The sequence below is a fragment of the Micromonospora sp. DT62 genome, assembly GCF_049847285.1.
Lineage (GTDB): Bacteria > Actinomycetota > Actinomycetes > Mycobacteriales > Micromonosporaceae > Micromonospora > Micromonospora reichwaldensis.
In genome coordinates this window covers 240,243-255,180 of sequence record NZ_JBNCOB010000001.1, presented here as the reverse complement: position 1 = coordinate 255,180, position 14,938 = coordinate 240,243, and the positions used below count along the sequence as shown (strand labels likewise).

Sequence of the window (14,938 nt, the reverse complement as noted above, 5' to 3'; positions counted from 1 at the left end):
GGAGGTCCTCCGGATGCTGGCCCGACAGCGACAGGCCGCGATCCTCGAGATGATCCGGCAGCGCGGCGGCGTGCGGGTCAGCCAGCTGGTGAGCCGGTTCGGCGTCTCCGACATGACGATCCGGCGCGACCTGGAGGTGCTGGCCGAGCGGGGGCTGGTCGACAAGGTCCACGGCGGCGCGACCCTGGTCGGCCCCGGACCCGGCGACGAGCCCGGCTTCGCCGCGAAGTCGCTGCGGCAGCGGGCCGAGAAGCGGGCCATCGCCGAACGGGCCGCCGCCCTGGTCGAGCCCGGCATGGCCGTCGCGCTCTCCGCCGGCACCACGACCGCCGCGCTGGCCACCCTGCTGGCCGACGTACGCGGCCTGACCGTGGTGACCAACTCCATCCCCGTCTGCGAGGCCCTGCACCAGCACCCGGGCGCCGACCAGACGGTCGTGCTGACCGGCGGGATCCGTACCCCGTCGGACGCCCTGACCGGGCCGGTGGCCGAGGCGGCGATCAGCGCCCTCAACGTCGACGTGCTCTTCCTCGGCGTACACGGGATGAGCCCGCGCACCGGATTCACCACGCCGAACCTGCTGGAGGCGGGCACCGACCGTTGCCTGGTCGGCGCGGCCCGGCGCCTGGTGGTGCTGGCCGACCACACCAAGTGGGAGACGATCGGGATGGCCACCATCGCCCCGCTCTCCGAGGCCGACGTGCTCGTCACCGACGCCGGGCTGCCCGAGGAGGCGCGCGACCAGCTCGCCGGCCAGGTGGGCGAGCTGATCGTCGTCGGAGTCGACTGACCGGCCCGAGCCCGTGGTCACGGCACGGCCTTGCGGTTCGCGCGCTCGATGCCGCGCCGGACGAGACCGCGCACACCCGGCAGGGTCATCGCCCGGATGGTCACGTCGCCCATCCACACGTGGAACCGGCTCGGCGGCGCGTACTGGAGCATTCCGCGACGGGCGAGCGCCTGCCGTCTGGTGGCTTCCGGGCGCAGTCCCGCCTCCCACTCGGTCAGTGCCGCCGGCACGTCGTCGTGCCGTTGCAGGGCGGCGCCGAGCTGGTCCGCGCCGGCGAGCGCGAGGGTCGCCCCGTGTCCGGCGAAGAGCGTGACGCACCAGGCCGCGTCCCCGAGCAGCACGATCCGGCCGGTGCTCCAGCGTGGCATCACCACCTGGCTGATCGCGTCGAAGTAGGCGCCGGCCGGGTCCTTCCCGAGGTGGCGGATCGCGTCGGGGACACCCCCGCCGAGATCCCCGAACGCCGCGTCGAGCGCCTCCACCGCTCCGCGCCGCAGGTCGGCGGCCGGGTCCGCGCTGCGGTACGTGAAGAACGCCGACGACCGCCGCGGGCCCAGGTTGACGATCGCCGCCGTGCGTCCCGGGCCGATGAACGTGGTGGCTGAGGAGTCCGGCACGCCCGCCACCGGGTGGGCCAGGGGAAAGGCGCCCACGACGTACGGCAGATCGACCTGGAAGCCGGAGCCGAACGCGGCCGTCCGCGTGGCGGAGTGCACCCCGTCGGCACCGATGAGCAGGTCGGCGTGTTCCACGGTGCCGTCGCTCAGCACCACCCGTACCCGCTCGGGGTCCTGCTCCAGGGACGTGACGGTGGTGCCGAAGCGGATGTCGGCGCGGTCGCGCACCGCCTCGTACAGCGTCGACTCCAGGTCGCCGCGGAACACCGACACGGCCCGGTTGCCGAGGGCGGCCTCGGCGAGGCTGGACGGCACCGTGAACTTGGGCCGTCCGTCGGCGCGGACGAGCACGGTGGTGAACAGACCCAGGTCGTACGCGGACAGCGCGGTGAGCAGGCCGAGGCGCTCGGCGGCGTCGTAGCCCGGGCCGATCAGGTTGACCATGTAGCCGCTGCTGCGTCGGGCGGAAGCGCGTTCCACCACGACCGTGTGCCACCCGTCCCGTCCGAGTTGCAGCGCGGTGGCCAGCCCGGCTATGCCCGCTCCCACGATCACTGCACGTTTCATCCAGTACTCCCGGGTCAGAATGAGCGTTTGCTCAAACTAGTATGAGCGCCTGTTCATCCTGGCGCAACGAGGGGCGGCGGCACCGCCTAGACTTCAGACATGCCGCGCGGAGTAGCCATCCCGGAGATTCGGCAGCAGCTCTTCGCCGCCGTCGAGCGGCTGATCGTGCGAGACGGACCGAGCCGCCTCACCAGCAGGGCCGTGACGCGCGAGGCCGGCGTCGCCACCGGGCTGCTCTACGCGCACTTCGCGAACTTCGACGACTTCCTGGTCGGGTACTGGATCGACCGGTCCTTCGTGGTCTCCGGCGAGGTGGCCGGCCTCCCGGAGCGCGCCGGGTCCGGCACGGTCGCCGGCAACCTCAACCAGGCCATCCTGGCTACGCCGATGGAGACGCTGCTGGCACTGGCCCGGCTGATGGCCTTCCGGCCCGACCTGGTGACACAGGTCGAGACGGTGTTGGGCGGTGGGACCGCCGGCCTGCAGGCGGTCGAGCACGCCGTCGCCGGCTACCTCGCCGCCGAGCGGCAACTAGGACGGGTGGCCGTTGGCGCCGACGTGGAGGCGCTGGCCCTGGCGGTGGTCGGCGTGCTGCACCACGTCGCCCTCACGGGCGGCACCGATCCAGCGGCCCCGCTTCGGATCCAGCGGGCAGTGGCCGCACTCACCGGAGACCTTCCCGCCATCGCCGCCTCGAAGGCATGATCCGCATCTGTCATCCCAGATCCGCACCCTGACCGTCCCGCTCCTGCGGCTGCGCGGGCCACCAGACGGCCCGGCGCTGTCGAGCTGAGCCGGCTACGACATCAGCGCGACGCGCTCCGCTGCGCGGGGAGCTGAATCAGCGGGCCACGCCCGCGAGCAACCAGCGTCGTACGGGGATCTCCAGCAACACCCGGAAGCTCTCCGGGGCGACCGGCTTACGGATGTCCCACCCTCCGTACTTGGTCGCGAAAGCCTCGACGATCGGGTCCGGAAAGTCGGTTCGGCGCACCCGGGCGAGACCCTCGGCCACGACGGGGGCCTCCCCGCCCTCCAGGGCCAGCGACACCCGTGGATCGGCCACCACGTTGCGGGCCTTGACGCTCCCGCCACCGCAACCGATCCACCACGTGTCATCGACGTGGACGAACCAGACCGGCGTCACGTGCGGCGAACCGTCGCGCCGCAGGGTGCACAGCCAGACTCTCAACTCCCGGACCAGGCGAGCCGCGACCTCCGGTGGGACCGCTGCCTGCGGCTCAGGCAGACCCGTACGCCCGATGCTCGCCCCCACGCCCGAGACCTCCACGCCCAACCCCCTGCCCCCACCCGCCGCATGCCCGAAACGTGCCTGACCCCGACGGCCTCTCGCGGCGGGGCTGTGATGCCGCACTGCCGCCCCCGTCCACGACGTACTGCTCGAATTGTCCGGCCAGTCGTTGACGCAACCCCCAACGCCGCCACCCACCACGGCCCGTCCAATGATGATCAGGGCGCCATGGACGTTATCCCGCCGTTTTAGGGTCCATGGCGTCCTGATCACCGGGACGCTCGTGTCGTCACCGTGCCGGGCGGCCGTCGGGCGCTGTGGCGCCAGGCGTGCGGGTGGGTGGTGGGCGATGGGCGGTAACAGACGGTCGGTCACTCGTCGGGCTTTGGTCTTCTCGAACTGCGACGAGTCTTCATGCTGAAGCGGGCTTGAGGTCAAGCTGTCCCCGGCAGCTGGTTCCTGGCACGCTGGGCCCGGCATGCCGTCACCGGCTGGGCCCGGCATGCCGTTACCGGCTGGGCCGGCGGCGACCAACGAGCGGTCGTCCGGCGGGACGCCGGTCCACCAACGACCCGGTCGTCCGCGGGGATGCCGGCCCACCTGCGCCGTTCCGCCGTTGTGGTGCACTCTCACAGGCACTTCACAGCGCTTCCGCGTAGGGTCCCGACCAGTCAGCGACCGGCTCCAGGGTGGAGTGCGGTGTCTTTGCACGGGAGTTCCGATGGTCTTCAAGAAGATGTTGAGCGCGTTCGGAGTGGGCGGGCCGAGCGTCGACACCGTCCTGACCAACCCGAACACCCGCCCCGGTCTGACCCTCGAGGGGCAGGTCAACCTGCAGGGCGGGGACGCCCCGGCCAATGTCGAGCAGGTCGTCGTCAGCCTGGTCACCCGGGTCGAGATCGAGGGCGGTGACACCGAGTACGCCGGCGTGATGGAGTTCCACCGGCTGCCGGTCAGTGGCGCGTTCCAGCTCGCCCCGAAGCAGCAGCTCTCCCTGCCGTTCCAGCTCCCGGTCCCGTGGGAGACGCCGATCACCGACGTCTACGGCCAGCGGCTGCGCGGCATGACGATGGGGCTGCGCACCGAGCTGGCGATCGCCCGGGCGGTCGACAAGGGCGACCTGGACCAGGTCAACGTGCACCCGCTGCCGGTGCAGGAGCGGATCCTGGAGGCGTTCCAGCGGCTCGGCTTCCGGTTCAAGCACGCCGACCTGGAGCGCGGCCACATCCGGGGTACGCAGCAGACGCTGCCGTTCTACCAGGAGATCGAGTTCTTCGCCTCGCCCCAGTACGCGAGCACCATCAACGAGGTCGAGTTGACCTTCGTGACCAGCCCGCACGGCGTCGAGGTCATCCTGGAGTGCGACAAGCGCGGCGGGTTCCTGACCCCCGGGCACGACGCCTTTGGCCACTACCGGCTCTCGCACGCCGACGCCGACACGACGGACTGGGTCCAGGTCGTCGACGGCTGGCTGCGGGAGACCACGTCCCGCTACGGCAGCCTGCGCGGCGCCCACGGCTTCGGCGGCCACGGTCACGGCCACGGTCACGGGCACGGCCACGGCCGCGGCGTCGGCATGGGCGGCGTCGTCGCCGGTGCCGCGATGGGAGCCGTCGGAGGCATGATCGTCGGTGACATGATCGGCGACGCCTTCGAGGGTGACGGCGAGGACTTCGGCGGTTTCGAGGAGTAGGACCACACACGACGGTGGCCCCCGGGACCGTAGTCCCGGGGGCCACCGTTGCCGTGGTGCGTAGCCCGGTCAGTGCCGGGCCTTGCGCTCCTCAGCACTGCGCCAGTTGCTGCCGGCCTTGGCCAGACCACGGCTACCCAGGTACCCGATGGTCAGCAGCGTGATCATGAACCAGGCGTTGTTGGCCCGGAAGATGTCCACGCCGGCCGAGTTCCGGCCGACCAGCTGCGAGGCGGCCAGCACGCCGATCACGGCCGCGATGTAGACCCAGAACTCGGTCGTACGCAGCGCCGGCTTGGTCTCCGTGCCGGGTGCCTGCATGGCCTCCCGGTGCCCGTCGTGCATCATCGGCATCGGGCGGGTGGGTGTCTCCTGCATCGCCCGGTCCTGCATGGCCCGGTCCTGCATCGCCCGGTTGGGCGCGTCCTGCGTCGGCCGGTTCATCGGCCTGGTGGAAGCAGCCTGCGTGCTCATCTTGTCCTCCTCAGGATGCGATGAGTCGTACCTGCGTTCCCTCGCCCCGCTACCGCGTGTCGGCCACGGCACGGTTCGCGTGCATGGCGGGGGCACCCGCCGTCTACCCGACCCGACGGGGGCAGTAACACCCCCGGCACCCCGGATACTTGCCCCCGCTCCGTGCACCCCCCACCGCCGGGTGCGGGCGGGACGGCGGGGCGGCGGGTGGGGCGGGTTTGTTGGTCAGGGTGGCGGGCACGCATGTCGGACCGACCACTCCTGTGAGGTGATGGACATGCGTGAGGACGACGTGCGACAGGACGCCGCCCGGCAGGCCGAGGAGCGGATCGCCGGTGGCGTGTACGGCGAGGGCGTTCTCGACGAGGTGACCGTGCCCCCTACCGACGTGCAGCGGGTCATCCAGGACGAGGACCCGGACGACCCGGCGCACGTTCCGGTCGACCCGGAGGTGCTGCGCGACGGTGGACCGACCCGGGGGCAGGGCGCCGTCACCACGACCGGCGGCACCGCCGGCCCGGCCAGCGTGCGCCGAGTGGCACGCCAGCCGGAGCGGCACCCCGGCAAGGTGGCCCCGACCACCACGGGCGACGCCACCACCGGCGGCCTGAGCACCCCGGCGGGCGGCTCCACCAGCGACCAGTCCGGCACCGCCAGCCAGGTCGGCGACTTCACCCCGGAATGACCCGCCGACCAGGCCGCAGGGGGCCGGCGGGCGCAACGGTGCCGGCGGGTCAGGTGGGGCGGAGGATGCCCAGGCGTTGGGTGGCGCGGGTGAGGGCGACGTAGAGGTCGCTGCGGCCCCGGGGCGACTCCGCCACGATGCGGTCGGGGTCGACCAGGAGGACCGAGTCGAATTCGAGGCCCTTGGCCTGGCCGACGGTGAGCACCACCACGCGGCTCTCCAGCTCCGGGTCCTCGCCGATGGCCGCCTCGGGCAGTGCGGCGGTGAGCGCGGCGCCCAGCTCGTCGACCAGACCGGCCGGCACGATCACCCCGAGCCGACCGTCGTCCAGGCCGGCGGCCTCCCGGGTGGTGGCGACGACCAGCTCCGCAGCCAGGCGCTCCGCCGCCACCGCGTGGTCCCACGGCGGCACACCGCTGGAGCGTACGGAGCGGGGTGGGCGCAGCGCCGGGTCGATCTCGGTGAGCACGTCGGCGGCGACCGCCATGATCTCGGCCGGGGTGCGGTAGCTGACGGTCAGCTCCTCCAGCCGCCAGCGCTGCGCCACGTACGGCTCCAGCGCGTCGGCCCAGGACGGGGTGCCGGACAGCGCACCGGTCTGCGCCACGTCGCCGACGATGGTCATCGAGCGGCTCGGGCAGCGGCGCATCAGCAGCCGCCAGGCCATGGGCGACAGCTCCTGCGCCTCGTCGACGATCACGTGCCCGAACGCCCAGCCCCGGTCGGCGGCGGCCCGCTGGGCGGTGGTCAGCCGGTCCGCCTCCTCCTGCCGCTCCAGCAGCCGGTCAGCGTCGATCAGGTCGGTGACGCCGAGGATCTCACCGCCGTCGGCCTCGTCCTCCACGTCGATGGAGCGGGAGCCCCGGGCGATCTCCAGCACGCCTTCGGCGTACTCCCGTTGCAGGGCCCGGATCCGCTCCCGGCGGGCGGCGGCGGCGCGCTCGTCCTCGCCGAGCAGCTCGGCCGCCTCGTCGAGCAGCGGCACGTCGGCCGGCGTCCAGCCGCCCGGCTCGCGGTGCAGCATGGCCCGCTCGGCCTCGGTGAGCATGGGCGCGGCGACGGCGATCCGGTCGGGGGAGGCGTACAGGTCGGCGAGCAGGCGCTGCGGGGTGAGCACCGGCCAGAGCCGGTCCAGCGCGGCCCGCACCTCGGGCTCCTCGCGCAGCTCGCGGCGGATCTCCGCCACGTCGGCCTCGTCGAGCAGGTTCTCCCCGCCCAGCGGGTCCGCGCCGATCCGCTCGGCGACCTGGGCCGCGAGGGCGTGGACGATCTCGACGTCGAAGAGCGCCCGGGCCAGGTTGTGCGGCCGCTCGGAGCGGCGGACCCGGTCCCGGGCGGCACGGACGGTCTCCGGGTCGAGCAGCAGCACCTCCTGCTGCGGCAGCTCGATCTCCAGCGGCTCGTCGGGCACCCACTGCCGGTCCCGTACGGCGGCGGCCAGCACCTCGACCAGCACCGCGCGGCCCTTCAGGGCGGCGGTCGTGGCGGGCTCGGCCCGGCGGGCGCTGACCCCCGGGAAGAGGTCGCCCTGCGTCCGCAGGAGCACGCCGGTCTCGGCCAGCGCCGGGAGCACCTGGGAGATGTAGCGCAGGAACGTGGCGTTCGGGCCGACCATGAGCACGCCCCGGGTGGAGAGCTGCTCGCGGTGGGTGTAGAGCAGGTACGCCGCGCGGTGCAGCGCGACGGCGGTCTTGCCGGTGCCGGGGCCACCCTGCACGACCAGTACGCCCGGCAGGTCGGCGCGGATGATCCGGTCCTGCTCGGCCTGGATGGTCTCGACGATGTCGCGCATCCGGCCGGTGCGCCCGGCGTTGAGCGCGGCGAGCAGCGACGCCTCGCCGGTCAGCTCCTCGTGCGCGGTGGGGGAGGCGGTGTCCAGGTCCAGCACCTCGTCGTTGAGGGCGATCACCTTGCGTTCCCGGGTGCGCAGGTGCCGGCGGCGGCGCACTCCCTGGGAGTTGGCCGCAGTGGCGAGGTAGAAGGCGCGGGCCGCCGGGGCACGCCAGTCCATCAGCAGCGGGTCGTAGTCGCCGCCGGTGTCGAAGATGCCGATCCGGCCGATGTAGTGCGGGCCGCCGTCGTCGGTGTCGAGCCGGCCGAAGCAGAGGCCGCTCTCGACGGCGGAGAGCTGCTCGACCTGGTCGGCGTACATCCGCACCGCGCTGTCGCGCTGGGAGCGGGCCTGGAGGGTGCCACCGGTCGCCCGCAGCTCCTCGGTCAACCGTTGGGACGCCTGCTCGCGCTGCTCGTCCAGCCGGCGGTAGAGCATCGAGACGTATTCCTGTTCGCGGCCGATTTCGTCATCGGACTGCAATTCGGCGGAATCGGCGGAATGCCTTGACAAGCCGTCTCCCATTTGGTTAGCATCTCTCTCGGAACGGCTTTCGATGGCCGTTCTTTTTTGTTGCCTGAACTGAGAAAGATACCGTGCGCCGGCCGTCGCGACCAAGCGCGCCGGGCCATGCCACAGGCCGCCCCGCACAGACAGCGGGGGCCCGCCGCGTGGCGGGCCCCCGGACTGCCGGTCCTCAGCCCCTGGCGACCTCGTAGAGCCGCTCCGGCGTCACCGCTCCGGCGATGAGCCGACCGTCGTCGGTGAGCAGCGCGCTGAACAGCTTCCCGGTCAGCAGCCGGCCGCTGCCCCAGTCGCCGCTGACCTTCGGCAGCGTGCCGAGCAGCGCCGCCGGGTCGCCGGTCGACCCGTTCCCGGACCGGTCGGCGGGCGCGCCGGCGCCGCCGAGCCGCGCGACCACCACCGTGGCCCAGCTCTCGCCGACGGTACGCACGTCCGGCCGCTCGCCGTGCGCCGGCCGCTCGCCGTGCGCCGGCCGCTCGCCGTGCGCCGGCCGCTCGCCGTGCGCCGGCCGCTTACCGGCCGCGTCGGCGGGCTGCCTACCGGCGGTCTCCTCGGTCATCTTCACCCCGGGCGGCGGGTTGAAGGTGAACTGCTCGGCGTCCGGCCGGGCGTACGACACCTGGGTGAAGGCCATCTCGAAGGCCGGCTTGTCGCTGCCGTCGGCGAAGACCTCGAAGCGCAGCGGCACGTGCTGGCGCGCGTCGATGGCGATGCGCACCTGGTGCACCAGCGAGGCGGCGTCGCGCGGGGCGAGCACCAGCTCGTACGCGTCCCGGCCGGCGACCGTGGCGGACCGGCCGACGCTCACCTCGGTGCTCGGGGCGATCGCCGCCAGGGCCCGGTCGGCCGCCTCCCCGGGGGTGACCGGCAACTCCGGGGTCTCGGCCCCGGCGGCACCCTCGGGCAGCGTGCGGTGGGTGGCGGTGTTGGACCGGCTGTTCCAGACCCACACGTCGCGGCCGTTGCGGATGACGTCCCGCTCGCCGAGCGTGTCCACGAGGGCGATGCGCTGCCGATCGGGCCCGGAGTGCCAGACCCGCAGCGTGTGCGTGCCGGTCAGCAGGCTGGCCGGGCCGTCGCCGGCGACCAGACCGGCCAGCGGCGGCAGGCCCAGGTCGGCGCGCTGCACGACCGTGCCGGAGAGCCCCTCCAGCCGGGAGGTCTGCAGGTCGACCAGGAGTTGGGCGGCGGTACGCGGCGGCAGGCTCGGCTCGGCCTGGGCGGCGAACGTGCCGAGCGCGGCGCCGCCACCGATGACGGTCACGACGGCGGTCACCGGGACCAGCCAGCGCAGGACGGGACGGCTCTTCAGGACGGACATGTGACACCTCCTGCCGACATCCTGCCTCCTCGACGCTGTGAGGGCGCTGAGGACGACCGTACGACCGCCCGCACGGGTGGCACCCTTGACTCCGTGCGGTTGCTGGTGGTGGAGGACGAGTCGCGGCTGGCATCCGCCCTGCAACGGGGTCTGCAGGCCGAGGGGTTCGCGGTGGACGTGGCGGCGACCGGTCCGGCGGGGCTCGACGCGGCCCGGCACGGCGGGTACGACGCGATGATCCTCGACGTGATGCTGCCCGGCCTCTCCGGCTACGAGCTGGTGCGCCGGCTGCGCGCCGAGGAGCACTGGCTGCCGGTGCTCATGCTCTCGGCGAAGGACGGCGAGTACGACCAGGCCGACGGGCTGGACTGCGGGGCCGACGACTACCTCACCAAGCCCTTCTCGTACGTCGTGCTGCTGGCCCGGCTGCGGGCCCTGTTGCGTCGCGGCGCCCCCGAACGCCCCACGGTCCTCGCGGTAGGCGACCTCCGGCTCGACCCGGCCCGGCGGCGGGTGACCCGGGCCGACGCCGAGGTCGCGCTGACCAGCCGTGAGTTCGCGCTGCTCGACTACCTGATGCGCCGCCCCGGCGAGGTGGTCTCCAAGACGGAGCTGCTCGACCACGTCTGGGACGCCAGCGTCGAGACGGCGCCCAACGCCGTCGAGGTCTACATCGGGTACCTGCGGCGCAAGATCGGCCGGGAGCGTCTGGAGACGGTCCGGGGCGCCGGCTACCGGCTCGCCCCGTGACGCGGGGGGCGCGCGGGCGCCTGCGTGCCGCGCTCGGGCTGCGCGGGCGCCTGATGGTGGTCGGGGTGCTCGGGGTGTCGGGGGGACTGGCCGTGGGCGGGCTCGTCCTGCTCGCCGTGCTGGGCTGGGCCCTGCAACGCGCCGTGGACACCGAGGCGTTCCAGACCGCCGACGCGGTCGCGCTGCTCGCCGCCGAGGAGGTCCTGCCCGATCCGCTGCCGGTGGCCGGCGGACAGGTCCGGGTGCAGGTGATCGACGCCGAGGGCCGGGTCCGGGCCGCCTCGATCGACGCCGACCGGTTGGTGCCGATGGTGTCGCCGGAACGGATCGACGCCGGCGCGCGGCAGCGGCTGACGGTGTCGGGGGAGCGGGTCGGCCTGGCCGGGCCGGTGCGGGTGGTCACCGTACCGGCGGGCACCGCCGCCGACCCGCGCACCGTCCTGGTGGCCCGGTCGCTGGCGGACGTACGGCACAGCGCGCACGTCGTACGGACCATCCTGCTGGTGAGCTTCCCGCTGCTGGTGGCGGTGCTGGCCGCCGTGGCCTGGCGGGTGGTCGGCGCGACCCTGCGCCCGGTGGAGGCGCTACGCCGGAGCGCCGAGGAGATCACCGGGCGGGACGGGGGCGGGCGACTGCCCGTACCGGCGTCGCAGGACGAGATCCACCGGCTGGCGGTCACGCTCAACGGGATGCTGGGCCGGCTGGAGTCCGCCCGGGACCGGCAGCGGGCGTTCGTCGCCGACGCCGCCCACGAGCTGCGCAGCCCGCTGGCGAACATCCGTACCGAGCTGGAGGTCGCCCGGCGGCTCGCCGACCGGACGGACTGGACGGCGGTGTCGGCGAACCTGCTCGCCGACACCGAGCGGCTCGGCCGGCTCGTCGACGACCTGCTGCTGCTGGCCCGGCTCGACGAGCGGCCGACGGCGCGGGCCACCGGGCCGGTCGAGTTGGGGGCCCTGCTGGCGGCGGTGGCCGCCCGGTACCCGTCGCCGCCGGTGCGCCTCGACGCGCCGGCGGCGCCGCTGTGGACCGAGGGCGACCCCGACGAGCTGCGCCGGATCCTCACCAACCTGGTCGACAACGCGGTCCGGCACGCCCACGGCGAGGTGGTGCTGACCGCCGGCCCGGGCGCCGGCGAGGCGGGCGGCGCCGGCGGGACGGCCGACGGGAGCCGGGGCGGCGGCGGGACGGTCGGGCGGGGAGCGGGCGGCGGCGGGACGGTCGGGCGGGAAGCGGCGGACGGCGGGCTGGCCGGCCGGGGAGCGGCGGACGGCGGGACCGCCGGCCGGAGAGCGGGCGGCAGCGGTGCTGGCGCCGGGGCGTACCACCTGGTGACGGTGACCGACGACGGGCCCGGGATCCCGGCCGCGGACCGGGAGCGGGTCTTCGGGCGGTTCACCCGGCTGGACGACGCCCGCGCCCGGGACGACGGTGGCGCCGGCCTCGGGCTGGCCATCGTGCGCGAGCTGGTCCGCCGGGCCGGCGGCGGCATCGTCCTGACCGACGCCCACCCCGGCCGGGACGACGGTCCGGGGCTGCGGGTACGGCTGCTGCTGCCGGCCCTGCCCGACCCGGAGCGGCCCTGACGGACCGGGCCACGCCGGGCGGTGGCCCGGCCGGACCGCCCGCCGCACCCGCGATCGGCGCCGCGCCACCCGGGACCCGCGACGACCCGTCAGTCGCAACGGCCCGTCAGTCGCAACGGCCCGTCAGTCGCGACGGGCCGTCAGCCGCGGCGGGTGCAGACCTGCCGGGCGCGGGCGATCGTGTCGGTCGACCACACGACCGCGACCGTGAAGCAGTAGTCGGTGCTGCGGTTCAGTCCGTAGACGACGAAGGCGGTGGTGCCGGCGGGCAGGTTGGCGAAGGCCGTCTGCGCCTGGCCGACCCGGCCGCCCGAGATGACCACCGGGCCCTCCCCACCGGCCGGGTACGCCCAGCGCAGCGCCACGTTGTCGCGGTTGTCCCGCAGCGTCACCGAGCCCGGCGGGCTGCCGGGGGAGGCCACGGCCCCGGCCGTCGGGCCGGCGGCCGACGGGGCGCCCGTGCCGGTCGACCCGCCGGCCGGCGTGGAGGCCGGTGCGCCGGTGGCCGCCGGGGGCGCCGGGTCGGGAGCACCGTCCATCCCGGCCACCCCGGTGATCACCGCGACCGTGCCCAGCAGCACCACCGCGACGCCACCGACGGCGAGCGGCAGCAGCCGGTTGGCGCGCCGGGCCGGCGCGCGGTGCACCGGCACCGGCAGCAGCCGCGACGGCTGGTAGGGCTCCTCGGGCGCGGCGAGCTGGCGGACCCGGTGCACCCCCTCGGTCTCCTCGGTGGCGCCGCCGGCCAAAGGGACGACCGCCGGCGGCACGGCGCTGTCGGCCGGCCCGTCCCCGGCGTCGGCCTCGGGGGGCCACCAGCCGGGCGGCGGGTCCTCCGTCGGCTGCCGGGGCGTCGGCACCACGTGCGGCGGCCCGGCGTACGGGTCCGGCTCCGCCGGGCGGTAGCCCGCCTGCGAGGGATGCTGTGCCGTCGCCGGCCCGTCGCCCGGGGGCGGGGTGCGTGCGGACGGCACGATCGGACCGTCCCGGCCGACGGGTGCGGTGTCGGCGCAGACGTGGTCCGGGTTGGCAGCCGCCCTGGACAGCCCCGCCACCTGCGCGGCCAGCGGGTCGTCCGCCGGCAGGTGCTGTCGGCACAGCTCCCGGGCCAGCGCCAGGTTGTCGTGCGCCTCGGCGAACTGCCCGCAGTCGCGCCGCATCGCCCCGAGCCGGGCCAGCATCTTGATGCCGCTGGGGTGCCCGTCGCCGTAGACCTCGCGGTGCAGCTCCCAGGCGTCCAGCAGCCGGTCGCGGGCCACCTGGCACTGGCCGCGCGCGTACTCCACGGTGGCCAGGTCGGCGTGGGCGGCGAGCACCCGCAGCGACTCGGGACCGTCGAGCGCGGTCAGTTCGATGATCACTTCCTGGTAGAGCCGGGCGGCGCGGGACCAGCTGCCGACCCGGTGCAGCACCGCCGCGAGGGTGGCCGCGGCGGCCACCGTGCGCTGGTCGGAGCGCCCGTGCAGCCGGGTGGCGGCCGCGTACGCGAAGGCGGCCCAGCCCCGGGCCGAGTGCGGCTCGCCGAGGGCGACCAGCACGCGGGCCTGGAGGCTGGCGGCCTCGGCCAGCTCGGGTGTGGCGTTGGCCGGACGCGGGTCGGCGTCGGTCAGCGCGTCGGCGAGCAGCCGTTGGGCACCGGCGAGGTCGCCGGAGGACACCAGGTAATGCGCCTGGTCAGTCAGTTCACCGAAGCCGGAAGGCACGCCCCATCGTGCTCATCCGACGACGGTAAGTACAAGACCCGAGCGGGAGTGTATTGGTCAAGAACCGGTCAGGTGTGCGGCGAGCGTCTCGCTGATCCGGCGCAACTGGTCCACCTGGGCCGGGCTCAACGCGTCGAACAGGTGCCGGCGTACCCCCTCGACGTGGCCGGGCGCGGCGGCGGCGAGGGTGGCGAATCCCTTGTCGGTGAGGACGGCGATCTGCCCGCGCCGGTCGGTGGGGCACTCCTCGCGGCGGACCCAGCCGGCCGCCTCCAGCCGGGCCACGGCGTGCGAGAGCCGGCTGCGCGAGGAGCCGCTGGCCTCGGCGAGGTCGCTCATCCGCAGCCGCCGCTGCGGCGCCTCGGAGAGCCGGACCAGGATCTCGTAGTAGGCGTGCGGCATCCCGGCGTCGCGTTGCAGCTCCCGGTCCAGCGCCTCCATCAGCGCCCGGGAAGCGGTCAGGTACGCGCGCCAGGTGCGCTGCTCGTCGGGGTCCAGCCAGCGGGTCATGACGCCCATCATACGCCAGATAGTTGAACGTTCAACAAAACCGCGCTAGCGTTGGTGGCATGGGAATCCACCGCCTCAACCACGCCGTGCTCTACGTCAGTGACCTCGCCCGCAGCGTCGCCTTCTACCGCGACGTGCTGGGCTTCCGGCCGATCCCGATGACGCCGGACGGCTTCCGGGGCGCCGCCTTCCTCCAGGCGCCCGGCTCCACCAACGATCACGACCTCGGCCTGTTCGAGGTCGGCGCGGGCGCCGGCCCCTCCACCGCCGGCCGCGGCACCGTCGGGCTCTACCACCTGGCCTGGGAGGTCGACACCCTCGACGAGCTGGAGGTGACCGCCCAACGGCTCGCTGCCGCCGGCGCCCTGAGTGGCGCGTCCGACCACGGCACCACCAAGAGCCTCTACGGCCAGGACCCGGACGGGCTGGAGTTCGAGATCGTCTGGCTGGTGCCCGCCGACCGGCTCGACGACGCCGCCCTGGCCGCCCGCAAGCGGATCGGCCGGCTCGACCTGGACGCCGAGCGGCGGCGCTACGGCGGCCAGACCCGTGGCGGCGTGGGCGTCTCCGTTCCGGCCTGACCCGAGCGGGATCCGAAGGCGTCCCGTCCCGTCCTGACCGGCCCGGGGACGGG

14 protein-coding genes are annotated in these 14,938 nt (G+C 74.4%); 7 read left to right on the top strand and 7 right to left on the bottom strand.

Annotated elements, in window-relative coordinates; genetic code table 11:
• Positions 1-13: 13 nt before the first annotated feature.
• Positions 14-790, top strand: a complete 777-nt coding sequence (locus ACPXCB_RS01125; RefSeq protein WP_425871336.1) for a DeoR/GlpR family DNA-binding transcription regulator — start codon at positions 14-16, stop codon at positions 788-790.
• A gap of 17 nt (positions 791-807) precedes the next feature.
• Here ACPXCB_RS01125 and ACPXCB_RS01120 read toward each other — a convergent pair whose 3' ends face one another.
• Positions 808-1,974: an FAD-dependent oxidoreductase gene (locus ACPXCB_RS01120; protein ID WP_425871334.1), complete on the bottom strand. Its 1,167-nt coding sequence runs from the start codon at positions 1,972-1,974 to the stop codon at positions 808-810.
• A gap of 99 nt (positions 1,975-2,073) precedes the next feature.
• Between ACPXCB_RS01120 and ACPXCB_RS01115 the strand changes: the two genes are divergently transcribed.
• Entirely contained in the window at positions 2,074-2,679 is a 606-nt protein-coding gene (locus ACPXCB_RS01115; RefSeq protein ID WP_425871332.1) for a TetR/AcrR family transcriptional regulator, read from the top strand.
• 136 nt (positions 2,680-2,815) lie between these two features.
• Here the strand turns inward: ACPXCB_RS01115 and ACPXCB_RS01110 are convergent, their stop codons facing one another.
• Positions 2,816-3,265 (bottom strand): nitroreductase/quinone reductase family protein, encoded by a 450-nt coding sequence (locus ACPXCB_RS01110; protein WP_425871331.1) that lies wholly within the window; start codon positions 3,263-3,265, stop codon positions 2,816-2,818.
• A gap of 682 nt (positions 3,266-3,947) precedes the next feature.
• Between ACPXCB_RS01110 and ACPXCB_RS01105 the strand changes: the two genes are divergently transcribed.
• Complete coding sequence (locus ACPXCB_RS01105; RefSeq protein ID WP_425871330.1) at positions 3,948-4,919, top strand: sporulation protein; 972 nt, start codon at positions 3,948-3,950, stop codon at positions 4,917-4,919.
• A 69-nt stretch (positions 4,920-4,988) separates the two neighbouring features.
• Here the strand turns inward: ACPXCB_RS01105 and ACPXCB_RS01100 are convergent, their stop codons facing one another.
• Positions 4,989-5,393 carry a hypothetical protein gene (locus ACPXCB_RS01100; RefSeq protein WP_425871328.1) on the bottom strand — a complete coding sequence of 135 codons (405 nt, stop codon included), beginning with the start codon at positions 5,391-5,393 and terminating at the stop codon, positions 4,989-4,991.
• A gap of 277 nt (positions 5,394-5,670) precedes the next feature.
• Here ACPXCB_RS01100 and ACPXCB_RS01095 point away from each other — a divergent pair, with 277 nt between their 5' ends.
• On the top strand, positions 5,671-6,078 hold the full coding sequence (locus ACPXCB_RS01095) for a hypothetical protein (protein ID WP_311411449.1): 408 nt from the start codon (positions 5,671-5,673) through the stop codon (positions 6,076-6,078).
• Between the two features lie 49 nt (positions 6,079-6,127).
• Here the strand turns inward: ACPXCB_RS01095 and ACPXCB_RS01090 are convergent, their stop codons facing one another.
• Together ACPXCB_RS01090 and ACPXCB_RS01085 are read right to left on the bottom strand one after the other, a co-directional pair.
• Complete coding sequence (locus ACPXCB_RS01090) at positions 6,128-8,347, bottom strand: HelD family protein (RefSeq protein ID WP_425872105.1); 2,220 nt, start codon at positions 8,345-8,347, stop codon at positions 6,128-6,130.
• A 259-nt stretch (positions 8,348-8,606) separates the two neighbouring features.
• A complete protein-coding gene (locus tag ACPXCB_RS01085) occupies positions 8,607-9,755 on the bottom strand; it encodes a LolA family protein (RefSeq protein WP_425871326.1) in 1,149 nt (382 codons plus the stop codon).
• Positions 9,756-9,848: 93 nt separating this feature from the next.
• Between ACPXCB_RS01085 and ACPXCB_RS01080 the strand changes: the two genes are divergently transcribed.
• Positions 9,849-10,505: a response regulator transcription factor gene (locus tag ACPXCB_RS01080; RefSeq protein ID WP_425871324.1), complete on the top strand. Its 657-nt coding sequence runs from the start codon at positions 9,849-9,851 to the stop codon at positions 10,503-10,505.
• A 53-nt stretch (positions 10,506-10,558) separates the two neighbouring features.
• On the top strand, positions 10,559-12,091 hold the full coding sequence (locus ACPXCB_RS01075; RefSeq protein ID WP_425872103.1) for a sensor histidine kinase: 1,533 nt from the start codon (positions 10,559-10,561) through the stop codon (positions 12,089-12,091).
• A 140-nt stretch (positions 12,092-12,231) separates the two neighbouring features.
• On the opposite strand, the gene ACPXCB_RS01070 is transcribed toward ACPXCB_RS01075, so the two are convergent.
• Together ACPXCB_RS01070 and ACPXCB_RS01065 are read right to left on the bottom strand one after the other, a co-directional pair.
• Positions 12,232-13,794, bottom strand: coding sequence for a tetratricopeptide repeat protein (locus tag ACPXCB_RS01070; protein ID WP_425871322.1), 1,563 nt, complete (start codon positions 13,792-13,794; stop codon positions 12,232-12,234).
• A gap of 57 nt (positions 13,795-13,851) precedes the next feature.
• Positions 13,852-14,313, bottom strand: coding sequence for a MarR family winged helix-turn-helix transcriptional regulator (locus ACPXCB_RS01065; protein ID WP_425872101.1), 462 nt, complete (start codon positions 14,311-14,313; stop codon positions 13,852-13,854).
• A 50-nt stretch (positions 14,314-14,363) separates the two neighbouring features.
• Between ACPXCB_RS01065 and ACPXCB_RS01060 the strand changes: the two genes are divergently transcribed.
• Positions 14,364-14,885 carry a VOC family protein gene (locus tag ACPXCB_RS01060; protein ID WP_425871320.1) on the top strand — a complete coding sequence of 174 codons (522 nt, stop codon included), beginning with the start codon at positions 14,364-14,366 and terminating at the stop codon, positions 14,883-14,885.
• Positions 14,886-14,938: the final 53 nt, after the last annotated feature.